This window comes from Micromonospora humidisoli, from assembly GCF_016900955.1.
Lineage (GTDB): Bacteria > Actinomycetota > Actinomycetes > Mycobacteriales > Micromonosporaceae > Micromonospora > Micromonospora wenchangensis.
This window is the reverse complement of sequence record NZ_JAFEUO010000006.1, coordinates 437,365-460,065: the sequence shown is the minus strand read 5'-3', so window position 1 is coordinate 460,065 and position 22,701 is coordinate 437,365. Positions and strand designations below refer to the sequence as shown.

The window sequence follows — 22,701 nt, the reverse complement described above, 5'->3', positions numbered from 1 at the left end:
GGAGCAGGGGTGACAGGATTCGAACCTGCGACCGTCGGGTTTGGAATCCGGTGCTCTACCCGTTGAGCTACACCCCTCGGCGGGTGTCGGGGATCGAAAAAGCCGCCCGGTCCCCTGGTGGGGTGGGCGGCTGCGCACGTCGCGCTGGCGCTATCCGCGCCGCCACCCCGATCGCCACCGACACCCCCGGGCCTGTTCGCCGGCTGGCAACAGCACGCCGCCGCGCGGCGTGAACCGCGTGGTCAATGTGCTGAGGTACGGCGACACGGTGTGCTCCCCGGTTGGTCGGTGTTGGCGTCGACGTCGAACCTAGGCGGATGCCCGCACCGCCGCAAACGGATATCCGGCCCCTGACGGTCCGGCTATCGGGGCTCGCACATGGTGGACAGCACGTCGAGCCAGGTGCTGCCCACGATGGCGACCGGGTAGCGGGCCTCCCTGACCTGCCCGTCGGCGGTCTGCACGGAGAACCGGACCGGCAGCGGCTCCGCTGCGGGTGCCTCCCCGCACTGGAACAGCACCACCACGCCGATCCAGCCGGTGCCGCCGGGCCGGATCAGCCAGGTCCGGCCGAGATCCCGGACGAGCACGGTGGGACTCTCCGCCCGGACCGACCGGACCGTGACCAGGGCCGGCCCGGCGTTGACCACGGCCAGCGACCCCTCGATCCGGGCCCGGCCGTCGGAGTTCGTGCCGCCGCCCTCCGTTCCGGCGGGAATGGCCACCAGCGCGACCGCCGCGTCCCGCTCCTGTCGGGCGCGTGCCTCCTGTGCCCGGTCGACGCCCCAACCGCCCAGCACGGCACCGGCCGCGAAGGCGGCCACCAGACCGAGGATGATCCGGGGTCGGACGGTGTGCCGGGCGGGGCCGGTGGTCGGCCCGGCGGATTCGTGCCGGTGCGCGTCCAGGTCGATCACGGCATCGTCGGCGGACATGGCGACAGCCTAGGGTTTCCCCCGGCGGCGCAGGCGTGTCCGCTCCGGCCGTCACACGGTACGGTCCATGGACATGGCATTGATGCGGTGCGACTTCGACTCCGAGGCGCTGGGCATGAGCACGTCGATGACGGTGATCCTGCCGCAACCCGACCCGGCCGAGCCGGTTGACGCCGACCCGCCGGTGCTCTACCTGCTGCACGGGCTCAGCGACGACGACACCGCCTGGACCCGTCAGACCTCCATCGAACGCTACGTGTCGGCCCTGGGTCTGGCCGTGGTGATGCCCCAGGCGGGACGCAGCTTCTATGCCGACGAGAAGCACGGCAACCGGTACTGGACGTTCCTCACCGACGAACTGCCCCGGGTCTGCCGGTCGTTCTTCCGGCTCTCCGACCGCCGGGAGGACACCTTCGTCGCCGGGCTGTCGATGGGCGGCTACGGCGCGGTGAAGTGGGCGCTGCGGCAGCCGGAACGGTTCGCCGCCGCGGCCAGCCTGTCCGGGGCGCTCAACGTCGCCCACCGCCGGCACGCCCCGGACCGTCCGCTCGACCCGGACGTCTGGCACACCGTCTGGGGCGACGCCCCGACCGCCGGCCCCGACGACGACACCGTGGCGCTGGTCGGCCGGGCCGGGCCCGACACTCCCCCGCTCTACGTCGCCTGCGGCACCGAGGACTTCCTCTACGACGACAACGTGCGCTTCGTCGCCGCCGCCCGGGACCGGGGCGTGCCGGTGACCGTGGACTTCTCCCCCGGCGACCACGACTGGCCGTACTGGGACGCCACGATCCGCGACGTGCTGGCCTGGCTGCCGCTGCGTACCCGGCCGGCCGCCGGCTGAGCGGCCGGGGCGGGCACGGCCGGGTCGGCGGGTCAGACGCCCACGCTGCCGTCGACGGCCTCCCGCAGCAGGTCGGCGTGGCCGTTGTGCCGGGCGTACTCGTGCATCATGTGCAGCATCACCAGGCGCAGCGACACGTCCTCGCCCCAACGCGCCTGGTGGCCGGTGACGTCGAGCGAGGCCGCCGCCCGCTCGATCCGCCGGGAGTGCTCCACCTCCCGCTGCCACGCCGCGAACGCCTCCGCCCCGGTCGACCCGCTCGGGTCGTACGCCTGCTGGTAGTCGCCGTCCGCCGACCAGAGCAGCGGGACGTCCTGCGCGTCGATCACCCGCCGGAACCAGGCACGCTCCACCTCGGCGAGGTGCCGCAGCAGGCCGAGCAGGGTCAGGTCGGACGTCGGCACCGCCCGCTGGCGCAACTCGTCGTCGGTCAGCCCCTCGCACTTCATCGCGAGGGTGGCCCGGTGGAAGTCGAGGAAGGCACGCAGCGTCTCCCGTTCCCCCGCGCGCAGCGGCGGGCCGATCCGTTCGGTGGTCATGTCGAAGGTCCTCCGGGGACGGGGCCGCCCGGGGTGGGCCGGCCGGGAGCCGTCGGGCAGCCTAGCGGTCCGCTGCCGCCGACCCACCGGAGTTTCACCGGCCGGCGGTGGACCGCCCCGGAGGCGGCGACCGGGCCGGTCAGCGGGGCAGGGACGCGCGGGCCACCGGGAAGTCGAAGTAGGTGTCGGGGTAGGGCTCGTCGGCGTACCGGTAGTGCCACCACTCCCGGTCGTAGTTGACGAAACCCTCCTGCGTCATCAGGCGTTCCAGCAGCTGCCGGTTGGTCCGGGCAGCACCGGTGACCCGGGTGTCGGCGGTGTGCGCCAGCGGGTCGAAGCAGTCGAATCCGGTGCCCATGTCGAGGCTGCCGTCGGCGAACCGCCGGTCGGCCGGGTCGGTGCAGGCCACCAGCGGCTGACCCGGGGCGTACGAGGCGCGGGGCGGGGCCGGGCGGGGCTCCAGGGTCAGGTCGAGGGTGCTGCCCCGGCTGTGCGCGGTGGGCGCGCCCAGGTAGCCGTCGGCGAACAGCCTCGACTTGGCCACCCGGGGATAGAACTCCGCCTTCGTCTGCTGCGCGGCGGGGTCCTTCGCCCAGCGGACGAACTCGTCGGCGGCGCGCTGCGGCCGGTAGCAGTCGTACACCCGCAGGCTCAGCCGTTGGGCGCGGGCGGCGTCCTGCACCCGGCGCAGCGCCTCGGCGGCGGGCCGGGTGAGCAGGCACAGCGGCTCGTCGTAGCCGTCCACCGGGCGGCCGACGAAGTTGTGCGGACCGGCGTAGCGGATGTCGACGACGATGCTCGGGTCGACCTCGGACAGCAGCACCACGTCGACGGGGGCGCGCGGCCCGCTCGGGGTGGGCACGGCGAGGCCCGGCACCGGCGCGGGCTGCGGCGGCCGGCCACAGCCCGCCGTCGCCAGCACCACCACCGCGAGCAGCAACCGCAGCGGCAGCCACCGGGCGTGGTCCGCGCCGGCTCTCACCGCTGTCGGCGTCCGTGGTGGGGTCGGTGGCGCAGGGCGAGCAACAGCCCGGCGAGCCCGGCCACCACGGCGGCCAGGGAGACCGCGAGCAGCGGACGCGACCAGGGGTGACCGCCCGGGGCGAGCCGGCCCGGTCCCCCGGCGGCGGCCAGTGCGGGCGGGGTGGCGGTGGCGGACGCGGACGGGCCGGCGGTCAGCTCGCCCGGGTTGACCAGCCGGCCGACCGCCGCGCCCCGGGGCACCCCGAACCCCCAGTCGAGCAGGGCCGCGCCCTGTTCCCAGCCCCGTTTGTCGAGCACCTCCGCGCCGAGCAGGGTGACCACCAGCCGCCGGCCGTTGCGCTCGGCGGCCCCGACGTAGGTGTGCCGGGCCAGGTCGGTGTAGCCGGTCTTGCCACCCAGTGCTCCCGGGTAGCGGTAGAGCAGCTGGTTGTCGTTCTCGATCGGGAACGCCTTCTCGCCGAGCGCCGGCTGGGCGGGGATCATCGTTTCCCGGGTGGTGTCGTAGCGGCGGAAGGTGGCGTCGGCGAAGCAGGCGCGGGCGATCAGCGCCAGGTCGTAGGCGCTGGTGAACTGGCCCGGCCCGTCCAGCCCGGACGCGGTCACCGCGTGGGTCTGCAACGCGCCGAGCTGCCGGGCGTGCTCGTTCATCGCCCGTAGCCCACCGGGCAGCCCGTCGGGGCCGCCGCCGAGGCGGGCCAGCGCGTTGGCCGCCTCGTTGCCGGATTTGAGCAGCAGACCCAACCAGAGGGTCTCGATCCGGTACCGGCCGCCCTCGGCGAAGCCCACGGCGGAACTGCCCGGCTCGATGTCGAGGTCGCCGGGGGTAAGGGTGACCGTCTGGCGGGGGTCGAGCTTCGGCAGCACGGTCGCGGCGAGCAGCAGCTTCTGCACACTGGCCGGGGTGCCGTACTCGTGCGGGCCGCAGCCGCCGAGCACGTCGCCGCTGTCCAGGTCGGCGACCAGCCAGGAGGTGGCCGGCACGGCGGGCGGCCGGGATGTCCCGGCCGGTCGGACCTGCCCCGTGGTGGCCAGGGCGGGGCCGCCGACCGCGCGGGTGGCGGGGTCGGTGTGGGGTGGGACCGGTCGGGGTGGCCGGGACACCGCCGGCACCGGCGCGCACGGGCCGGTGGTGACCGCCCCGGCGGCGTCCGCCGCACCGGCGGGCGCGACGACCGGCGACAGCAGCAGGGCGGCGATGACGGCGGCGGTACGTCCCCGAACTCTCACGCTGACGAAGGTAGTGACGCCCGCCCCGCCGGTCCGGCGATCCGGCGAATCCCACCCGGTGGGTGCGGACCGGCCGCTAGCATGCCGCCGGCCGACGGGAGGTGTCGACGGGGGTGGATGGGGGTAGCGGAGGGTAGACCCCGGTGAAGGAGGAGACCATGACCGACCCCCGTTACGCCCCGATCGGCCTCGCGGCCGGTGGTGACCTGGTCGACGTCGACGACGTCGACACCCGTCCCGTGGTGGGTGCGGACGACGCCCGCGCCGACGCCGCCCGGGCCGGCGCGGACGTGGACCTGTCCGACGCCACCCGCGACGGCGACGGCGTGCCGGTCGGCGCGGACGCCGACCGGGCCCGGGCGGCAGGCGAACAGAGCTGACCATCGGGCGGGGGCGGGTGACCGCCCCCGCCCGGCGGGGTACTACCCGGCCGGCCCGTCGACGGGCCGGCCGGCCTTGCCCGACGGCCTCGGGTCGCGGGGCTCAGCGACCCGCGGCCGGATCGCGCGGCTCAGTGGCCCCGGATCGCGCGGTGGATCTGCACCGGCAGGGCCGGGGCACCGTCCACCGGCGCCGGGTCCTCAGGCGTGGGCGCGATGCCACCGGCGGCGATCTTGTCCAGGGTCTTCAGCCCGGCCGCGTCGATGCTGCCGAACACGGTGTAGTTGGGGCGCAGCGCCGAGTCCGACTGGACCAGGAAGAACTGGCTGCCGTTGGTGTCCGGGCCGGCGTTGGCCATGGCGAGCGTGCCCCGGGCGTAGAGCCGGCGCACCCCGGTGGGGTCGGTCGGCGCGGGCGGCAGGTCGGTGGGCAGCTCGTCGCGGTAGCGGTAGCCCGGCCCGCCCTCACCGGTGCCGGACGGGTCGCCGCACTGGAGCACCTGCAACGTCGGGTAGGCGGTCAGCCGGTGGCAGGGCGTCCAGTCGTAGAACCGGTGCTTCGCCAGGTGCAGGAAGCTCTGCACGGTGCACGGGGCCTGCTCGCGGTCCAGGGTCAGCCCGATCGGTCCCTGGCTGGTGCGCAGGGTGACCCGGACCGTGCCCTGGTCGGGCGTCCGGCGCGGGTCCGGCGGCAGCGGCACCGGCCGGGCCGGCGGCTCGTCGGGCGTGGACGTGTACGCGCACGGCCCCTTCGTGGTCCGGGCGGCGGCCGGCCCGTCGGCGGGCGCGGCGACGGCGGCGGTGCCACCGGCGACGACCAGCGCGGCCGAGGCCAGGGCCGCCCCGACGAGGCGGGCCAGCCGGCCGTGGGGGCGCGACCCGGCGGCGGACGGTCGGGGTTCACTCGACACTGATGGTCCTCCTGGGACTCGTGATACCGGAGAGACGGCGGGTACCGGAACGACCGGAGTCTATGGAGGCTGCCACCGGTTGTCGACGCCGGCCGGTCCCGGCGCGGCGTGACCGGAGGTACCCCCGGCGCAGGCGGTCCCCGTCAGTCCCAGGCGACCCGCCGCCGGACCCGGCGGCGGGAGCGCCGCCGACGGCCGACCGCGAGCAGGACGGCCAGCAGGCCGACCAGCCCGGCCGCCCCACCGACCACCGCCCCGCCGAGCCACTGCGGCGCGCCGGGCGTCGGCCGGGAGGCGGCCGGTACGGCGGCCACCCGGGCGGACGGCGTCGCCGACGGGCTGGTGGCGATCGGCTCGCCGGGTTCGACCAGCCGCCCCACCGAGGTGTCCCGGGGCAGGCCGAAGCCCCAGTCGAGCAGCCGCGCCCCCTGTTCCCAGCCGCGTACCGGGCGGGCCTCCGCACCGAGCAGGGTCACCACGAGTCGTCGACCACCGCGCTCGGCGGCCCCGACGTAGGTGTGCCGGGCGAGGTCGGTGTAGCCGGTCTTCCCGCCCAGCGCCCCCGGGTACCGGTAGATCAGCTGGTTCTCGTTCTGGATCTGGAAGCCGGGTTTGCGCAGCGCCGGCTGGGCCGGGATCTGGGTCCGTTCGGTCAGGGCGTACCGGCGGAAGGTGGGGTCGGCGAAGCAGACCCGGGCGATCAGCGCCAGGTCGTAGGCGCTGGTGAACTGGCCGGGCCCGTCCAGCCCGGACGGGGTCACCGCGTGGGTCTGCCACGCCCCGAGCCGGCGTGCCTCGGCGTTCATCTCGCGCACCCCGGCGGCGGCGCTGCCCGCGCCGAGGCGGGCCAGCAGGTTCGCCGCGTCGTTGCCGGACTGGAGCAGCAGGCCGAGCCAGGCGGTCTCGACCGGGTAGCGACCGCCGTCGAGCAGGCCGACGGCGGAACTGCCCGGCTCGATGTCCAGGTCGGCACGGGTGACCGTGGCCACCTGCTTCGGGTTCAGCTTCGGCAGCATGGTGGCGGCCAGCAGCAGCTTCTGCACGCTGGCCGGGGTGCCGTACTCGTGCGGGCCGCAGCCGCCGAGCACCGCCCCGGTGTCCAGGTCGGCGACGAGCCAGGACGTCGCGGTGACCGGCGGCGGCGCGGGCACCCCCGGCGGCACGGTCAGCCCGGGGGTGGCCAGCGCCTCGCCGCCCACCCGCTGCTGCTCGGGCACCGCCGGGGGCGGGGTGGGCCGGGGCGGTCGGGTCACCTTCGGCGTCGGCGTTTTCGGGCACGGCACGACGGCGGCGGCCGACCCGGCGCGGGCCGTGGCCCCCGCGGCGGCGGGGACGGCCGGCACACCGGTGAGGAGTACGGCCGCGACACCGGCGGCCAGGACCCGGGCTCTCATGGTGAGGCACCCTACCGAGGCGGGAACCGGGTTCCCCAGGGGGCGCGGGCCGCCCGGACCTGACCTTCGATGACCATGCGATCACCCCAGGTAGCCGGAATCGGCTTCCCGGGGTCGCCCCGGAACCGCTCCCAGCCCCCTTGAGCTGGGATTTCTTCATCAGCTACGCAGAGCTATCAGAAGCTCACCGGAATTCTTGAACGATCTTCGACCGGTCCCCGTATCCATCGCCGCAAGGACGGATCGGGGTGGACGCCAGTGCCGGGCGTCGGACATCCGGTCCGCCTTGACCCCAGCCACCGTCGGGCCAACGGACGCGATGCCGTCGACGACCCGCCGGAGATCAGAGGAGAGGTACATGGCCAGGCCAATGCGGAAGAATGCCGTCCTCAAGCTCGGCGGAGTGGGCGCCCTGGCGGTGCTGCTCCTGGGTGGCGGTCTGCAACTCGCCTCCGCCGGCGAGAACACCGGCAGCACCGCCGCGCAGACCGTCAACTGCCCGACGGTACGGGACAAGCTGCCGGCGATCCCCGCGTCGGCCGCGGCCGGGGTGGAGCGGGAACTGGCCAACCTGGACGAGGAGATCGCCAGGCAGAACGAGCGGTTGGCGCAGCAGGCGGCCAACCCGCAGGGCGGCGCGAACTTCATCAACAACGCGATCCTCGGCCCGTTGAAGAGCAAGCGGGTCGCGGTGCTGGACCGCATCGAGATCAACTTCAACCGGGCCGGCGCCCAGCGGCCCAACCTGGACGCCCTGGCCACCTGCGGCCTGAACGCTCCGGGTGTGGCCAGCGCGCTGAACAGCTCGGTCAAGGCCGGCAACGCCGCCACCGGCGGGAACAACACCACTGCCGCCGCCCAGACGGTGAACTGCCCGACGCCGCAGATCCCCGCCGTGCCGGCCCAGGCCGCCGCGAACGTCCAGGCCGAACTGGCCAACCTCGACAAGCAGATCAACGAGGCCAACGCCCGCCTCGCCCAGCAGGCCGCCAACCCCCAGGGCGGCGCGAACTTCATCAACAACGCCATCCTCGGCCCGCTGAAGGACAAGCGCCAGGCCGCCCTCGACCGCATCGAGATCGCCTTCAACCGCGTCGGCGCACAGCGCCCCAACCTCGACAGCTTCGCCGCCTGCGGGCTCAACGGCGCGGGTGCGGGCAACGCCGGCAACGGCAACGCCGGTGCCGGGAACGGCAACGCGGGCAACGGCAACGCCGGGAACGGGAATGCGGGCAACGGCAATGCGGGCAACGGCAACGCCGGTGCCGCCCGGACGGTGAACTGTCCGACGCCGCAGATCCCCGCCGTGCCGGCCCAGGCCGCCGCGAACGTCCAGGCCGAACTGGCCAACCTCGACAAGCAGATCAACGAGGCCAACGCCCGCCTCGCCCAGCAGGCCGCCAACCCCCAGGGCGGCGCGAACTTCATCAACAACGCCATCCTCGGCCCACTGAAGGACAAGCGCCAGGCCGCCCTCGACCGCATCGAGATCGCCTTCAACCGCGTCGGCGCACAGCGCCCCAACCTCGACAGCTTCGCCGCCTGCGGCCTGAACTGACCCTTCGCGCACCGACGGCCCGGCGGATGATTCCGCCGGGCCGTCCGGCTGTGCACGGCCTGCGCAGCGGGGTTGACGCCGCCGGCCGGTTCAGCTGCCGGTGGCGTCCAGGTAGTCGTGCAGGGCTGCGGAGGCCCGCAGCCGGCGCAGGCTACGCCGGTTCAGCTCCTGCTCCCGCCTGGCGAGTTCGGCCCGGACCCGGTCCGGCCGGCCGGTGCTGCGCAGCTCGTCGAGCACCGCAGTGATGATCTCGAACGGATAGCCGCCCCGGCGCAACAGCGCCACCACCTGCGCCGCCCGCCCCTCGGCCGCGTCGTACACCCGGTAGCCGGTGCCCCGCTGCCGGTGCGGGCGGAGCAGGCCACGCTGCTCCCACAGGCGCAGCTGTGAGGTCCGCACGCCCACCTGGGCCGCCACCTCGCCGATCCGGGCGTCCCGACGCGGCACGCCGGCCGGCCGACCGGCCAGCACCGTCTCGAAGGCACCCAGCACCCGGGCGATCTCGGCCCGCTCGCGGTCCAGCTCGGCGTGCCCGGCGTCGAGCGCGGCGAGCGCCGCCGGCAGCTCGCCCCGGTGCACCGCCGCCAGCACCTCCCGGGTACGCGCCCAGCCGTGCCCCTCGGCCATCCGGCGGGCCACCGACAGGGCCCGGACGTGGCGGTCGGTGAAGATCCGGTAGCCGCTCGGGGTGCGGTCGGTCGGCGGTAGCAGCCCGTCGGCCAGATAGTTGCGCACCTGCTGGGCGGAGATGCCGGCACTGGCCGCGACGTCGACCAACCGCCACCGTCGCTGCCCCGTCACCCGGCCCTCCCCACCGCTCGCGCTCCCGCCCACCCTAGTGGTTGTCACGTGGTTTGAGACTTCTCGCCCGATAACCATGTCATCGACGCCCCAGATGCGGAAAAAGTCGCTACAGGAGCACGAATGAGAAAATCGAAGGTATGGAGCAACCAGCGCAGTCCGCCGCCGACCAGCACGACGTGATCGAGGTACGGGGGGCCCGGGAGAACAACCTCACCGGAGTCTCCGTCGACATACCCAAGCGACGGCTCACCGTCTTCACCGGCGTCTCCGGGTCGGGGAAGTCCTCCCTGGTGTTCGGCACCGTCGCCGCCGAGTCCCGCCGCCTGATCAACGAGACCTACAGTGCCTTCCTCCAGTCGTTCATGCCGAACCTGTCCCGCCCCGACGTCGACTCGCTGCGGAACCTGACCCCGGCGATCGTGGTCGACCAGGAACGGATGGGCGCGAACTCCCGCTCCACCGTCGGCACCGCGACCGACGCGTACGCGCTGCTGCGGATCCTGTTCAGCCGGCTCGGCGAGCCGCACGTCGGCGGGGCCGGGGCGTTCAGCTTCAACCTCGCCGAGGGCATGTGCCCGACCTGCGAGGGGCTGGGCCGTGTCTCCGACCTCGACGTGTCGGCCATGGTGGACGTGGAACGCTCGCTCAACGACGGGGCGATCCTGGTGCCGAACTTCGCCGTGGATTCCTGGTACTGGCAGACGATCGTCGGGTCCGGCCTGTTCGACCCGGACGTCAAACTCCAGGACTTCACCCCGCAGCAGTGGGCGGACTTCCTGCACAAACCCGCCACGAAGATCAAGATCGGGGCCAACAGCTGGACGTACGAGGGGCTGGCGGTGAAGGTCCGCCGGCTCTACCTGGCCAAGGACCGCGATTCCATGCAGGCGCACATCCGCGCCTTCGTGGACCGGGCGGTCGCCTTCGCCACCTGCGCCGCCTGCGGCGGGGCCCGGCTCAACCCGGCGGCACTGTCCTCGACGATCGCCGGCCGGAACATCGCCGAGTGCGCGGCCATGCAGGTCAGCGACCTGGCCGAGTTCGTCGGCGGGATCGACGCGCCGTCGGTGGCCCCACTGGTGGCCGACCTGCGCGACACCCTGGACTCGATGGTGGAGATCGGCCTGGGCTACCTCAGCCTGGACCGCGAGTCCGGCACCCTGTCCGGCGGCGAGGCGCAGCGGGTCAAGATGGTCCGTCACCTCGGGTCCAGCCTCTCCGACGTGACATACGTCTTCGACGAGCCGACGGTGGGGCTGCACCCGCACGACATCGCCCGGATGAACGGCCTGCTGCTGCGGCTGCGCGACAAGGGCAACACGGTGCTGGTCGTCGAGCACAAGCCGGAGACGATCGCCATCGCCGACCACGTCGTCGACCTGGGTCCGGGCGCGGGCTCGGCCGGCGGGCGGATCTGCTACACCGGCGACGTCGCCGGGCTGCGCCGTTCCGACACCCTGACCGGCCGGCACCTCGACCACCGGGCCACCCTGCGTACGACGTTCCGCCGGCCCACCGGCCACCTGGCGATCCGGGGAGCCGACCTGCACAACCTGCGCGACGTCGACGTCGACCTGCCGCTGGGGGTGCTCACCGTGGTCACCGGCGTGGCCGGCTCGGGCAAGAGTTCACTGATCCACGGTTCGCTGCCCCGCCGCGACGGCGTCGTGGTCGTCGACCAGTCCCCCATCCGGGGCTCCCGGCGCAGCAACCCGGCGACCTGGACGGGCCTGCTCGACCCGATCCGCACCGCGTTCGCCCGCGCCAACGGGGTGAAGGCCGCGCTGTTCAGCGCCAACTCCGAGGGCGCCTGCCCGACCTGCAAGGGGATCGGGCTGGTCTACACCGACCTGGCGACGATGGCGGCCGTCGCCAGTGTCTGCGAGGCGTGCGAGGGACGGCGGTACACCCCCGAGGTGCTGGCCTACACGTTGCGCGGTAGGAACATCAGCGAGGTGCTCGGCATGTCGGTGACCGAGGCGCGGGAGTTCTTCCCGTCCGGCCCGGCCCGGGTGGTGCTGGACCGGCTGAGCGAGGTGGGCCTCGGCTACCTGACCCTCGGGCAGCCACTGACCACCCTGTCCGGCGGGGAACGCCAACGGCTCAAACTGGCCGTGCACATGGCGGAGAAGGCGGCCACCTACGTGCTGGACGAGCCGACCACCGGCCTGCACCTGGCCGACGTGGACCAACTGCTGGCCCTGCTGGACCGGCTGGTCGACGCCGGCAACACGGTGATCGTCATCGAGCACCACCAGGCGGTGATGGCGCACGCGGACTGGATCGTCGACCTGGGCCCCGGCGCCGGCCACGACGGCGGCCGGATCGTCTTCACCGGCACCCCCGCCGACCTGGTCGCCCGCGGTGACACCCGTACCGCCCGACACCTGCGCGAGTACGTCGCCCCGCGCTGAGCGGGGCGGTGGGTCAGCCGCCGTGGCGTGCGGTCAGTGGCTGGGGAGCCGCCGCAGCCAGGCGCGCTGCCAGGGGGTCTCGACGGCCTTCGGGTGGTAACGCTCGCGGACCCACCGGACGGCGTCGTGGGCCGGCACCCCGTCGAGGATCGCCAGCGCGGCGAGGGTGGTGCCGGTCCGGCCGATCCCACCCCGGCAGGCCGCCTCGACCCGGTCGCCGGCGTGGGCGCGGCGCAGCGCCTCACGGAACGCGTCCAGGGCGTCGGCGCGGTCGGTCGGCACCCAGAAGTCGGGCCACCGGATGCGCCGGTGCGCCCAGAGCGGGGTCGGGCCCGGGGCCAGGATCAGGGCGAAGTCGGCCGGGGACACGGCGTCGGCCACCCGCCGGCCGCGTACCGTCGCGCCGCTGGGCAGGGTGATCACACCGACCGAACTGGACCAGTCCACCCCCGTGATTCTGCCCGTTACGCACACAGCGCGCCGCCCCCGGCCGGTTCGGTCGGGGGCGGCGCGTGGTCGGTGTGCGGGTCGCCTCTCGGCGCGTGGCGCGACGCGGCTCCAGCCGAACGGAACTCCGCGACGGCTATTTCAGGTGAGGCCCGGGGACACCGAACACACCGACGCCCTGCACAACGCGGCACCCCACCTACTCCTTCCCCACCCTCCAGTGACCCCCGTCACCGGCGGCCCGCCGAACCGCCGCGGTGAACGTGCCGATGGCCGGCACCCCGGGCGGGGTGCCGGCCATCGTGTCGTACGTGGGGTCAGCTGTTCCAGTGCTCGGCGACGAGGTCGGCGGCCTGCTGTTCCCACTGGGCGTAGTGGTCCGGGTACGCCGACACCTGCACCGTCTGGGCGGCCTTGGTCAGGGGCATGTCCTGCCAGCCGTCGACCTGCTTGAGGCCCTTGAGGAAGGCCAGGGTGGCGTACTCGGGGTCGGTGATCTGCTCCACCGTGCCCCAGCCGGAGGAGGGGCGCTGTTGGAACAGGCCCTGGGAGTCGTGGTCGTTGCGGTCGCCGAGGTGGCCGAGGTTCTCCAGCTTCGACTCCTGCAGGGCGGTGGCGATCGACACGACCGCGGCACGCTCGTCCATGCCGGCCTTCTTCGTCGCGGCGATGATGGCCTTGGCGTTGCCGGTCTGCTCGTCGTTGAGGTCGATGCGGGACTGGTCGCCCTGCACACCGTGCGGGATCAGCTTGGCGGTGTCGACGGCGGGCTTGTCGGTTTGGACGGCGGCGACGGGGCGGGTGTCGATGGTGGGGGTGTCGTGGTTGAGCGGGCCGGCGGCCAGGCCACCGGCGACGGCGAGACCGGCGATACCGAGAACACTCTTACGCAGGATGGTGGTGTTCATGGGGGAAGCTCCTTCGGGGGTAGACGCCCCGTCCGGCCGGTGGAGGCCGGGTGTGCCCGTGGGGGACGGGCGGTGTTGGGGCGTGGGCACCACGTCGGGGGCCGCTCGTGCGGGGGAAGGGAGGTTCAGGGGTTCCCGGCCGGGGTGGTTGCCGCTCGTGCCGGGGTCAGTGGTAACGACCGGGGTTCCGGGGTCATTCCCGCAGCTGGTGCGGGGTGGGCCGGGGTGCTGCTGCGGTCGTACCGAGGTGTAACGACCGTCGGTGCCGGGTCATTCCGCCGGCGGCCGGGGCGTCGGGCGGCCCGGGGGTGCTGCTGCGGTCGTACGGATGGTGTAACGCCGGGGGCCCGGTCGGGATTCCGGCCCGGGGGCGCCGCCGGTCACGGCGACCGGGGCCGGACCGGTTGATACCGGACAACGGTCGCACCGGCACCCGGGGGCGTACCGCCCACCCGGGACGGGCGGGTCGTCACGGGGTGATCCGGGACTCGACCTTCGCGGCGCAGGCGGCCACCACCGACCGGGCGTCCAGGCCCAGGCTCTCGATGGCGACCAGAGCGGTGAAGACCACGTCGGCCAACTCGGCGGCCACCTCCTCGTGGCTGTGGGTGACCCCCTTGCGGGGGTTCTGGCCGAGCGCGCCGATCCACGCGCCGGCCGCCTCCCCGACCTCCTCGCCGAGCTTGAGGATGCGGCAGGTCAGCTCCGTCTGGTCGGTGCCGTTCGCGGCGTCCAGCCAGGCGCGGGCGGCACGGGCCGCGTTCCAGATCACCTCGTCCACCCGTCCAGTGAACCGGACGGGGGTGACGGTCCATGCGTGGGGGCGGTCACGGCACACCCGGGACGGACGGTGCCCGCCGGACCGGATGGTCCGACGGGCACCGGGTACCGCAGCGGTTCCGGGTCAGCGGGTCATGCCGAACCGTTGGCGACGCCGCCAGCCGAACGCGGTGAGCATCAGCACCACACCGGCGCCGACCAGCCCGCCGCCGACCTTCAGCGGTGTGCTCAGGTTGTCACCGGTCACCGGCAGGTGCGGGTGCGGCTTCTTCTTCGGCAGCACGGTGATCGTCGTGCTGGCCGTACGGCCCGAGGTGCGCCCCGTCGCCGTGAAGGTGATCCGCCCGACGTCGCTCGGCCGGTAGCTCACGGTGAAGTTGCCGTTCGCGTCGGTCTGCGCCGTGAAGTGCCGCGGCGCGGGCTGCGGCTGCGAATAGTCGACCTTCACCATCGCGACGGTGGTGCCGTCGCTGCGTCGGGCCGGGGCCTGCCCCGGAACGGCCGCGGCGAGGGGCGCCACGGTGACGTCGATGTCGACGATCTCGTTCGGCCCGAAGCCGGTGCCGGTGAGCACCACCGTCTCACCGAGGAAGATGGTCGTCGGGTTGGCCGTCAGCGAGGGCGTGACGGGCGGATACGGTGGCGGCTGCGGCGTGCTGTCGGCGGGTGGCTGCGGCTGAGCAGCCCCCGCGGCGGTCGGCACGGCCACGATGGCCAGACCGACCGTCAGCGCCATGAGAATGCGGGATAGCCGCATGATGGTCTCCTCCTACTGTTTGCAGCTAGGTGCGGGAACTACTTGGGTGGTCCATGGGGTGGCGGTCGGTGTGTGCCACAGTTCGGGGGTGCCGGTGGTGTTCCTGCCGGTGAGCAGGTCCACGTCGAGGGTCCGGGTGGCGCCGGGGGCGACGTCGACGGTGGCGATGACCACCTGCCGCCGACGCTCGATCCCACTGCCCAGCGAGGTCGGTTTTCCGTCGACCCGGGCGCTGAGCACCGTGCCGCCCGCCGGGCTGTAGATGGAGATCAGGGTCCGGGCCGTGTACGGGTCACCGGCCATGCCGAGGCCGAGCACGGACTTGGCCAGACCCGAGTCGGGGGCCGAGGAGTGCAGGGTGAAGCGCAGCTTGAGCTGCCGCCGCCCCTCGTCGGCACAGTCACCGGCGGTGAGGATCGCCGTCGGCCGCAGGTAGTAGCCGAGCTTCGCGCCGCTGCCGTCGTTGAGGAAGACCCCGACGGTCGGGGTGCTCTCCTGTTCGGGAAGCGCACCGGCGAGCCGGGTGTCGGCGAACGTCCGCTGTTCCGTGGATCGGGCACTCCAGAACAGTATCCGTCTTTCCGTGATGGAGCGGTCTAAAGCCGACAAAAGCACTCTTGGGTTGACCTTCTTCGTGAGGAAGGCATCGAACACCGCAGAGGCCGAGGCGGCGAAGAAGGCGTCCTGCCCGGTGTCGTCGCGGCCCTGGTAGGCATCGCTGAGCAGGGTGCGCACCACCTGGGTGCTGACCAGGGTGGCGTCGCCGGGCACCTGCACCGGGCCGGTGGCCTGGAGCAGGTAGGACAGCATCACCGGGTCGACGGTCAGCACCCCGTCGACGGTCACCCCGCTGTGCCGTCGGTACATCTCGCGGTAGAGCTTCGCGGCGGCCGGGAAGTTCGGACTCAGGTTGACGTCGGCCGGATAGATGCCCGGCAGGTCGGTGTAGAGCCGGCGCACCTCGTCGTCCACCCGCAGCGCGGGGGTGAACCGCCCGAACTGGGCGCTGGTGCCCTGCTCGCGCATCCGGATCCGCCCGTCGTCGGCGTGGATCACCGCGTACGCGCCGAACATCCCGCCGGTGGCGCGCAGCTCGGCGAGGTTCTGCGAGAGCAGCAGGTAGCTGCGGGGACCGTCCGCGCCGAGCAGGGCGGGCAGCACCCGGGCGCCCCGGTCCGCCGCGCCGGTCAGCCCGGCCAGTCTGTCGATCTCCGCCCGCAGCTCGGTCAGCGCCGTGCCGAGCTGACTGACCAGGTCCTCGGCGGGTACCGCGTCGAGGCCGGCCCGGGACCGGCGCACGGCGGCGTCGGCGGCGGTCAGGTCCGCCGAGGCGGCCCGCAGCCGGGCCAGGTCCAGCCGTCCCTCGGTCGGCACCAACGTGGTCAGGTCGGTGCGCAGCAGCGCCGGAAACGCCTCCCGGGCCAGGTCGTCGATGGCCACCGCGATGGTCCGGACGGCCGCCACGTCGTCCCCGGCGTACGGGGTGTGCCGGGCGAGCTGCCAGCCGGGGTCCCCGGTGGCGGTCCGGGCCGCCCCGGCCTGCTCCTGCAACGCCGCCAACGTACGCCGGGCCCGGTCGAGGTCACCACCGACCACCTGGGTGCTCAGCTCCCGGGCGAGCCCGGCCGCGTTGACCAGGTGGGCGCGTGCCTGCCAGCCGCGGAACCCCACCCAACCGGCGGCACCGAGCAGCACCGACCCGACGACCAGGCAGACCAGCAGGGCCCGGCGGACCCGTCGCCGGGTCCGCCGCCGTAGTCTCCGTCGGCCGCTGCGCGGCCTACCGCTCTCCGCCACCCGTTGCCCCGCTCTCACTTTCGGGCGATATGACCATTCATGAGCTTTGTAGCACGAAAAATACCGCTGTCATGCTGTTACCGAATTTTCGTACTTGGGTCACTACGCCAGGGTTTTCCCGGCAGGCACCCGGGGGGACGCCACGTCCCGCAGCAACGACTCGATCCGGTCCACCCCGGCCCGCAGCGACATCTCCCGCAGGTAGGTCTCCCGCCCCCGCCGCCCCATCTCCGCCCGCGCGGGCGGTGGGATCGTGCTGGCCAGCCAGAACCGGTCGGCCAGCGCGGCCCAGTCCTCGGGCGGGCAGGACAGCCCGGCCCGGGCCCGCTCCACCAGCGCCGCGGTGTCACCCCCGGCCGAGGCGACCAGCGGGGCGGCACAGGCCAGTGCGGACTGCACCTTGCTCGGCACCGTCCCGTTCAGTTCCGGCATATCCCGCAGAGTCACCAGCTGGTAGTCGGCGGCGGCGTACAACTCGGGCATCTCCCACGGCGACCGCCGGTCGAGGAACCGCACGTTGCCGGCCCCGAGGTCGCCGGCCAGCCCCCGGACCCGCCGCTCCTGCGTCCCGGAGCCGACCAGCACCAGATCCATCCGGTCGGGCAGCGCCGCGGCCGCCCGGACCGCCGTCTCCAGGCCCTGCCGTTCACCGATCGTGCCGGCGTGCATGACGACGCAGCGCGCGTCCCCACGGACCAGCGCCTGGGCGGCCCGGCCGGCACGCACCGGTTGGAAGATCCGCTCGTCGGTCCAGTTGGGCACGGTACGCACCCGGTCTTCGGCGACCCCGTCGGCGAGCACCAGGTCCCGCATCGAGGGGGCGGTGACCGCCACCGCGTCGGCCGCCCGCAGCACCCGGCGCATGGTGGTGGTGATCCGCCCGGGTCGCTGCGGTTCGGCCGCGGCCTCCCCGGTCCAGAGATCCTGCACGTGCAGCACGGTGGGCACCCGGCCGAGCAGCCGCAGCAGCCCGGCCACGGCGAAGCTGGTCGCGGGGAACTGGAAGACGTAGAGCACGTCGACGCCGGCCAGGTAACGCCGTCCGGCGAGCGCCGCGCTGCCGGCGAACGAGAGGTAGCCGGCCATCCGGGCGGTGGGCGAGGCGTCGCCGCCGGCATAGCGGGGCACCCGCCGCACCGTCAGCCGCTCACTGTGGGTCAGATGCCGCCAACGCTGCCGCCACCCGGGATAGACGTGGCCGCCGGGATAGTCCGGGAAGCCGGTCAGCACCCGCACCTCGTGTCCGCGCCGGGCCAGCTCCTCGGCGAGACTGCCGGGGATGAAGGCCGGTTCCGGCGGGAAGTGGTACGACAGGATTCCGACCCTCATCGCCGCGCTCCCCCCTGCGTACCAGCGAGGCGGTGGTGACCGGCCGGCCGGCCGGCGCGGCCCCGGGCCGGGGGGCGACGGCGGACCGTCGCCCCCGACCCGCGGGGTCCGCGCGTCGCCCCACCCGCAGGCGACCCGGCCGGCCCGGCGGCGGCACTCATCGCGGCAGCCGGGTGAGTTCCTGCGTCCGGTCTGCGGCCGGGTGCAGCCCCTGGTCGTCGCGGTGGGCAGCGGTGGCCCGGTCGGCAGGCACCGACGCCGACGACGCGGTGGCGATCCGGTACGCCTCGTACTGGTAGGCGTCCGCACGGGCCACCTTGGCCATGTTGAGCACACACCCGAGCAGTCGCACCGACACCGAGTGCAGGGACCGGGCCGCCGCGGCGGCCTGGGCGCGCGAGGTACGCCCCTGCTGGGTGACGAGCAACGCGCCGTCGGCCTGCACGGCCACCACCACGCCGTCGGTGACGGCCAGCAGAGGCGCGGTGTCGATCACCACGATGTCGGCGGACTCACGCAACGACAGGAGCAGGTCGGCCATCGACTTGGACCCCAACAGCTCGCTCGGGTTCGGCGGGGTCGAGCCGCTGGGCAGCACCAGCAGGGACTTGTCGCCCCAGCGCTGCACCACGTCACCGACCTGGACGTCGCCGACGAGCACGTCGGTGAGCCCGACGCCGCCGTCGACGCCGAGGTAGTCGGCGACCTTGGGACGACGCAGGTCGGCGTCGACCAGCAGCACCCGCCAGCCCGCCTCGGCCAGCGCGATCGCCAGGTTGCACGACAGGGTGGTCTTCCCCTCCCCCTGCAACGCGCTGGTCACCGCGATCACCCGGGCCGGCTCGTGCACGTCCACGAAGCGCAGGTTGGTCCGCAGCTTGCGGACCGCCTCCGCCCGGGCCGAGGTCGCCGCCTCGCCGACGATCAGTGGCGCCGCCTTGGCCCCCTGGTCGAACGGGATGTCGCCGAGCAGCGGACTGCCGGTCGCGCGTTGCAGGCCGGCGGCGTCACGCAGCCGGACGTCGACCATGCCGCGCAGCACGGCGAGCGCCACGCCGAGCAGGAGCCCGACCAGGACGCCGAGGGCGAGGTTGCGGTTGGGCTGCGGGGAGACCGGGCTGGCGCTGACCCGGGGGCCGCCCACCACCTCGATCCGGGTCGGTCCGGCCTTGCCGTCCGAGGTGGTCTCGATCTTCGAGACCAGCTCGACGAACTTGGCCGACAGCGCCTCGGTGACCTTCATGGCCCGGGTCTGGTCGGTGTCGGTGACGCTGGCCCGCAGCAGCACGGTGCCCGGCTCGGTCGAGGTGGCGACCCGGCGTTGGATGTCGTCGGCGGTGAGGCCGAGGCCGGAGTCGGCGACCACGGCCTGCGCCAGACGGTCGCTGCGCAGCAGGTCGGCATACGACTTGACCCGCTGCTGGAGGAAGAGTTCGCCCTGGTAGGCGTTGCTCACGCCCTGGTTGGGGGCGGTGACGAAGAAGGTCACCGAAGCCACGTACCGGGGCGCCGTGCGGACCGTGACCAGCGCCGCCGAGCCGACCGTCAGCATCAGCGTGACCAGGACGATCCACCAGTGTCGGCGGACCAGGCGCAGGCAGGTGCGGACGTCCATCACGCCCTCCGTTCCGGCGGAACGGCCAGCTGGTGAAAAAGCACGAAGTCTCCCTAGGTTCCTATAACGGCGTGAGAGTATCTAAACGCAGCGAGTAGTCCCTTAAGTTGCAAAAACAACGTATACGATACAAACCGCTTGTCAGTGCCGAATCCTCGCAATCACGGAACAAAACGCAGAGGACGCCAATGAACCACGTAGACCCCCGGCCCGACGACGACCCCAGCCAGCGGCGCGACTGGGTCACGCGACGCGCGAAGGCCCTGTCCTTGCTAACGCTCGACACCGCTTCCTGGTGCGCGGGTTTCCTGGTCGCCTCCTGGGCCCGGTACGAGTTCGGCATCACCCCCCGGCAGTGCGCCCTGGCCCTCGGCGCCGCCGGCGTGTGCGCGGTGATCCACGCGGCGCTCGAACAGGTCCGGTTCACCGCCCGGGGCCGGCACCCGGTCGGCAGCGTCGGCGAGGCCCGCGACCTGGGCGGGACCGTCGTGCTGGCCGCCGCCGTGGCGCTGGCCGCGCTGCTGCCGATGGCCGAACGGCCCATCCCGGCCAGCGTGCCGATCCTCGGCGCCGCCGTGGCGTTGCTGCTGATGGGGGCCGGCCGGGTCACCTACCGGTGGCGGCGCGACCGCGACGCCCGACCCGCCCGCTCGGCCGACCGGACCCTGATCTACGGGGTCGACGCGGCCAGCGAACGCCTCGTCCGGGTGCTGCTCGGCGACCCGACCAGCGGATACCTGCCGGTGGGACTGCTCGACGACGACCCCGAACGGCAGGGACTGCGGGTGGCCGGGCTACGGGTACTCGGCGGCCGGGAGCAACTGATCCAGGCCGTCCGCAGCACCCGGGCCGGCACGGTGATCTTCTCGATCAACGGCTCGGACGCCGAGCTGATGCGCGACGTCCGCAGCCGCACCCTGCAGGCCGGTGCCGCGTTCAAGGTGCTGCCGCCCGTACGCGAACTGCTGGACCGCCCGGTCACCGCGCACGCCGTGCGCGACCTGCAACTCACCGACCTGCTCGGACGCGCCCAGCGGGTGGCCGACCTGCCGGTGGAGCGCAACGGGCTCGCCGGACGCCGGGTCCTGGTCACCGGCGCGGGCGGCTCGATCGGCTCCGAGCTGTGCCGGCAGATCGCCCGCTGCGACCCCGGCGAGCTGATGATGCTCGACCGCGACGAGTCGGCGCTGCACGCGCTACAGATGTCGCTGCACGGCCGGGCGCTGCTGGACGGGCCGGAACTGATCCTCGCCGACCTGCGCGACGCCGACCGGATCGCCCGGATCATCGCCGAACGGCGGCCCGACATCGTCTTCCACGCCGCCGCCCTCAAACACCTCACCCTGTTGCAGCGGCACCCGGGCGAGGCGGTCAAGACCAACGTCCAGGGCACGCTGAACGTGCTGGAGGCGTGCCGCGACGTCGCCGAGTTCGTGAACATCTCCACCGACAAGGCCGCCAACCCGATCAGCGTCCTGGGCTACTCCAAGCGGATCACCGAGCGGCTGACCGCACACTACGCCGAGCGGTACGGCGCGGCGTTCCTCAGCGTCCGGTTCGGCAACGTGCTCAGCAGCCGGGGTTCGGTGCTCACCGCCTTCCAGGCCCAGGTCCGGGCCGGGCTGCCGATCACCGTCACCCACCCGGACGTGACCCGCTACTTCATGACCGTGCAGGAAGCGGTGCACCTGGTGCTCCAGGCAGCCGTCGTCGGCCGGGGCGGGGAGGCGCTGGTGCTCGACATGGGCGAGCCGGTACGCATCGCCGAGGTGGCCCAGCGGCTGGCGGCCGAGGCGGCCCAGCCCCCCGAGATCGTCTACACCGGTCTGCGGCCCGGGGAGAAGCTGCACGAGGACCTGTTCGGCGTCGACGAGATCGACAGCCGGCCGCTGCACCCGCTCATCTCCCACGTCCGGGTCCCCGCGCTCGACCCGGCCGGACTGGCCGGGCTCGACCCGTACGGCGACCCGGACGAACTGGTCAAACGACTCGCGGCATGCTGCGACGGGCAGCTCGCCCGGGTCGACGACACCCCCCGGTTGTCCACCCTGCCCTCACCACGCTGAACCCACCGTCCGCCCGGTGTGTGCCGCCGGGCGGACGGTGGCCGGCCGGTCAGCGGCGTCGCCGGGCCGCGTCGTCCCGCTCGTCCGGTTCGGTCGCCTCCAGCGCCTCGGTGGCCGACCCGGTCAGGTCGTCACCCGGCACCGCGACCGCCTCGGCCCGGTCCTGCTCGTCGGGGCGTCCACCCGGCGGGGGTTGCGGAGCGGTCGCCCCGCCCGCGAAGCCGTACTCGTTCGGCTCGTCGTGCCGGCTCATAGCGGAATCCTTCCGTCACATCCGGTTCGTGCCCTGCTGCCCCCGGTGGGGATGTGCTCGGCTTACCCACGGCGGGGGGTCGGTAGTCGGCGGCGCGGCCGGCGACGCCGGGGCGAGGCCGGACCAGAGCATCCGGCGCAGCACGACGACCGCGACCGCCGACGCCAGCGCCGTCCAGCCCGGCCCGCCGGCCAGCCGTAGCAGGCCCGCCGCGACCAGCAGGTCCAGCAGGACCCGCAGGGCGGTCCGCCAGGATCCGACGGTCAGCAGCACCACACCGCCGACGCCGAGGGCGAGCGTGCTCACCACCGTGGCGAGCAGCACCGCGAGGTCGGTCATCCGGGGGTCCCGCCACTGCCGCCCGACGCCGGCTGTGGGTCGGGGCGCGGCCCGTCACCGGCTTCCACCTGCCGTTTCTCCTGGGCGATCTCCCGGCGCAGCACCACGTTCAGCGCGGTCCGGATGGTGGCGATCGCCGCCAGCTGACCGAGCTGGGCGAAGGTCGGTGAGACCGCGGTCCGCAGGATGTCCGCCGCGAGCTGGAACTCCAGGCCGAGGGTGAGGAAGCGGCCGAGGGAGAGCCGGATCGGGGTGAACACGGCGGCGCTGCGGTGCCGCAGCCCCTCGACCACGATCCGCAGCGCCGCCCAGAGCGCGCCGACGACGATGACGGCCGCGCCGATGGTCTCCACGACCCCCACCACGACCGCGTCGCCGTGGCGCAGCAGTTCGTCGACCCCCACCGGGTGGCGTTACCCG

22 protein-coding genes and 1 tRNA gene are annotated in these 22,701 nt (G+C 73.6%); 5 read left to right on the top strand and 18 right to left on the bottom strand.

Annotation, left to right across the window (positions count from 1 at the left end; translation table 11 throughout):
• Positions 1–4 precede the first annotated feature (4 nt).
• Positions 5–77: transfer RNA gene (locus tag JQN84_RS23570), tRNA-Trp, on the bottom strand.
• A 285-nt stretch (positions 78–362) separates the two neighbouring features.
• Positions 363–935 carry a hypothetical protein gene (locus tag JQN84_RS23565; RefSeq protein ID WP_204960684.1) on the bottom strand — a complete coding sequence of 191 codons (573 nt, stop codon included), beginning with the start codon at positions 933–935 and terminating at the stop codon, positions 363–365.
• A gap of 73 nt (positions 936–1,008) precedes the next feature.
• On the opposite strand from JQN84_RS23565, the gene JQN84_RS23560 reads away from it, so the two are divergent.
• Positions 1,009–1,779, top strand: a complete 771-nt coding sequence (locus JQN84_RS23560) for an alpha/beta hydrolase (RefSeq protein WP_204960683.1) — start codon at positions 1,009–1,011, stop codon at positions 1,777–1,779.
• 32 nt (positions 1,780–1,811) lie between these two features.
• Here JQN84_RS23560 and JQN84_RS23555 read toward each other — a convergent pair whose 3' ends face one another.
• From JQN84_RS23555 to JQN84_RS23545, 3 genes are all read right to left on the bottom strand, one after another.
• Positions 1,812–2,318, bottom strand: a complete 507-nt coding sequence (locus JQN84_RS23555) for a DinB family protein (RefSeq protein ID WP_204960682.1) — start codon at positions 2,316–2,318, stop codon at positions 1,812–1,814.
• Between the two features lie 139 nt (positions 2,319–2,457).
• Positions 2,458–3,300 carry a M15 family metallopeptidase gene (locus JQN84_RS23550; RefSeq protein WP_307821410.1) on the bottom strand — a complete coding sequence of 281 codons (843 nt, stop codon included), beginning with the start codon at positions 3,298–3,300 and terminating at the stop codon, positions 2,458–2,460.
• Entirely contained in the window at positions 3,297–4,529 is a 1,233-nt protein-coding gene (locus JQN84_RS23545; RefSeq protein ID WP_307821409.1) for a D-alanyl-D-alanine carboxypeptidase family protein, read from the bottom strand. Before JQN84_RS23545 ends, JQN84_RS23550 begins: the two co-directional genes overlap by 4 nt.
• A gap of 158 nt (positions 4,530–4,687) precedes the next feature.
• On the opposite strand from JQN84_RS23545, the gene JQN84_RS23540 reads away from it, so the two are divergent.
• Positions 4,688–4,909, top strand: coding sequence for a hypothetical protein (locus tag JQN84_RS23540; protein WP_204960681.1), 222 nt, complete (start codon positions 4,688–4,690; stop codon positions 4,907–4,909).
• Positions 4,910–5,040: 131 nt separating this feature from the next.
• Here JQN84_RS23540 and JQN84_RS23535 read toward each other — a convergent pair whose 3' ends face one another.
• Complete coding sequence (locus JQN84_RS23535; protein ID WP_307821408.1) at positions 5,041–5,820, bottom strand: peptidylprolyl isomerase; 780 nt, start codon at positions 5,818–5,820, stop codon at positions 5,041–5,043.
• A 143-nt stretch (positions 5,821–5,963) separates the two neighbouring features.
• Entirely contained in the window at positions 5,964–7,214 is a 1,251-nt protein-coding gene (locus JQN84_RS23530) for a D-alanyl-D-alanine carboxypeptidase family protein (RefSeq protein ID WP_204960680.1), read from the bottom strand.
• Positions 7,215–7,572: 358 nt separating this feature from the next.
• On the opposite strand from JQN84_RS23530, the gene JQN84_RS23525 reads away from it, so the two are divergent.
• Entirely contained in the window at positions 7,573–8,772 is a 1,200-nt protein-coding gene (locus tag JQN84_RS23525; protein ID WP_204960679.1) for a hypothetical protein, read from the top strand.
• A 90-nt stretch (positions 8,773–8,862) separates the two neighbouring features.
• Here the strand turns inward: JQN84_RS23525 and JQN84_RS23520 are convergent, their stop codons facing one another.
• Positions 8,863–9,573 (bottom strand): MerR family transcriptional regulator, encoded by a 711-nt coding sequence (locus JQN84_RS23520; RefSeq protein WP_204960678.1) that lies wholly within the window; start codon positions 9,571–9,573, stop codon positions 8,863–8,865.
• A 140-nt stretch (positions 9,574–9,713) separates the two neighbouring features.
• Here JQN84_RS23520 and JQN84_RS23515 point away from each other — a divergent pair, with 140 nt between their 5' ends.
• Positions 9,714–11,990, top strand: coding sequence for an ATP-binding cassette domain-containing protein (locus tag JQN84_RS23515; protein ID WP_204960677.1), 2,277 nt, complete (start codon positions 9,714–9,716; stop codon positions 11,988–11,990).
• A 33-nt stretch (positions 11,991–12,023) separates the two neighbouring features.
• On the opposite strand, the gene JQN84_RS23510 is transcribed toward JQN84_RS23515, so the two are convergent.
• The 7 genes from JQN84_RS23510 to JQN84_RS23480 all read right to left on the bottom strand — a co-directional run bounded on the left by JQN84_RS23510 (position 12,024) and on the right by JQN84_RS23480 (position 19,623).
• The gene (locus JQN84_RS23510) at positions 12,024–12,437 is read right to left on the bottom strand and encodes a protein-tyrosine phosphatase family protein (protein WP_307821405.1); all 414 of its coding nucleotides are present in this window, start codon (positions 12,435–12,437) and stop codon (positions 12,024–12,026) included.
• Positions 12,438–12,754: 317 nt separating this feature from the next.
• A complete protein-coding gene (locus JQN84_RS23505; protein WP_204960676.1) occupies positions 12,755–13,345 on the bottom strand; it encodes a hypothetical protein in 591 nt (196 codons plus the stop codon).
• Between the two features lie 469 nt (positions 13,346–13,814).
• Positions 13,815–14,126: a MazG-like family protein gene (locus tag JQN84_RS23500; protein ID WP_204960675.1), complete on the bottom strand. Its 312-nt coding sequence runs from the start codon at positions 14,124–14,126 to the stop codon at positions 13,815–13,817.
• A gap of 123 nt (positions 14,127–14,249) precedes the next feature.
• A complete protein-coding gene (locus JQN84_RS23495) occupies positions 14,250–14,882 on the bottom strand; it encodes a hypothetical protein (protein WP_204960674.1) in 633 nt (210 codons plus the stop codon).
• A 12-nt stretch (positions 14,883–14,894) separates the two neighbouring features.
• Positions 14,895–16,697 (bottom strand): DUF4012 domain-containing protein, encoded by a 1,803-nt coding sequence (locus JQN84_RS23490; RefSeq protein WP_307821404.1) that lies wholly within the window; start codon positions 16,695–16,697, stop codon positions 14,895–14,897.
• Between the two features lie 84 nt (positions 16,698–16,781).
• On the bottom strand, positions 16,782–18,008 hold the full coding sequence (locus JQN84_RS23485) for a glycosyltransferase family 4 protein (RefSeq protein WP_204960673.1): 1,227 nt from the start codon (positions 18,006–18,008) through the stop codon (positions 16,782–16,784).
• 157 nt (positions 18,009–18,165) lie between these two features.
• The gene (locus tag JQN84_RS23480) at positions 18,166–19,623 is read right to left on the bottom strand and encodes a tyrosine-protein kinase domain-containing protein (protein ID WP_204960672.1); all 1,458 of its coding nucleotides are present in this window, start codon (positions 19,621–19,623) and stop codon (positions 18,166–18,168) included.
• Between the two features lie 188 nt (positions 19,624–19,811).
• Between JQN84_RS23480 and JQN84_RS23475 the strand changes: the two genes are divergently transcribed.
• Complete coding sequence (locus tag JQN84_RS23475; protein WP_204960671.1) at positions 19,812–21,689, top strand: nucleoside-diphosphate sugar epimerase/dehydratase; 1,878 nt, start codon at positions 19,812–19,814, stop codon at positions 21,687–21,689.
• 49 nt (positions 21,690–21,738) lie between these two features.
• On the opposite strand, the gene JQN84_RS23470 is transcribed toward JQN84_RS23475, so the two are convergent.
• From JQN84_RS23470 to JQN84_RS23460, 3 genes are read right to left on the bottom strand one after another with little or no spacing between them, the layout of a single operon-like run.
• Positions 21,739–21,942, bottom strand: a complete 204-nt coding sequence (locus JQN84_RS23470) for a hypothetical protein (RefSeq protein ID WP_204960670.1) — start codon at positions 21,940–21,942, stop codon at positions 21,739–21,741.
• Between the two features lie 15 nt (positions 21,943–21,957).
• The gene (locus JQN84_RS23465) at positions 21,958–22,281 is read right to left on the bottom strand and encodes a hypothetical protein (protein WP_204960669.1); all 324 of its coding nucleotides are present in this window, start codon (positions 22,279–22,281) and stop codon (positions 21,958–21,960) included.
• The gene (locus JQN84_RS23460) at positions 22,278–22,685 is read right to left on the bottom strand and encodes a DUF1622 domain-containing protein (protein ID WP_204960668.1); all 408 of its coding nucleotides are present in this window, start codon (positions 22,683–22,685) and stop codon (positions 22,278–22,280) included. Before JQN84_RS23460 ends, JQN84_RS23465 begins: the two co-directional genes overlap by 4 nt.
• Positions 22,686–22,701: the final 16 nt, after the last annotated feature.

Coding starts and splice junctions, on each gene's coding strand:
- JQN84_RS23565 (WP_204960684.1), bottom strand. CDS start 935: ATGTCCGCCGACGATGCCGTGATCGACCTGGACGCGCACCGGCACGAA.
- JQN84_RS23560 (WP_204960683.1), top strand. CDS start 1,009: ATGGCATTGATGCGGTGCGACTTCGACTCCGAGGCGCTGGGCATGAGC.
- JQN84_RS23555 (WP_204960682.1), bottom strand. CDS start 2,318: ATGACCACCGAACGGATCGGCCCGCCGCTGCGCGCGGGGGAACGGGAG.
- JQN84_RS23540 (WP_204960681.1), top strand. CDS start 4,688: ATGACCGACCCCCGTTACGCCCCGATCGGCCTCGCGGCCGGTGGTGAC.
- JQN84_RS23530 (WP_204960680.1), bottom strand. CDS start 7,214: ATGAGAGCCCGGGTCCTGGCCGCCGGTGTCGCGGCCGTACTCCTCACC.
- JQN84_RS23525 (WP_204960679.1), top strand. CDS start 7,573: ATGGCCAGGCCAATGCGGAAGAATGCCGTCCTCAAGCTCGGCGGAGTG.
- JQN84_RS23515 (WP_204960677.1), top strand. CDS start 9,714: ATGGAGCAACCAGCGCAGTCCGCCGCCGACCAGCACGACGTGATCGAG.
- JQN84_RS23505 (WP_204960676.1), bottom strand. CDS start 13,345: ATGAACACCACCATCCTGCGTAAGAGTGTTCTCGGTATCGCCGGTCTC.
- JQN84_RS23495 (WP_204960674.1), bottom strand. CDS start 14,882: ATGCGGCTATCCCGCATTCTCATGGCGCTGACGGTCGGTCTGGCCATC.
- JQN84_RS23485 (WP_204960673.1), bottom strand. CDS start 18,008: ATGAGGGTCGGAATCCTGTCGTACCACTTCCCGCCGGAACCGGCCTTC.
- JQN84_RS23480 (WP_204960672.1), bottom strand. CDS start 19,623: ATGGACGTCCGCACCTGCCTGCGCCTGGTCCGCCGACACTGGTGGATC.
- JQN84_RS23475 (WP_204960671.1), top strand. CDS start 19,812: ATGAACCACGTAGACCCCCGGCCCGACGACGACCCCAGCCAGCGGCGC.
- JQN84_RS23470 (WP_204960670.1), bottom strand. CDS start 21,942: ATGAGCCGGCACGACGAGCCGAACGAGTACGGCTTCGCGGGCGGGGCG.
- JQN84_RS23465 (WP_204960669.1), bottom strand. CDS start 22,281: ATGACCGACCTCGCGGTGCTGCTCGCCACGGTGGTGAGCACGCTCGCC.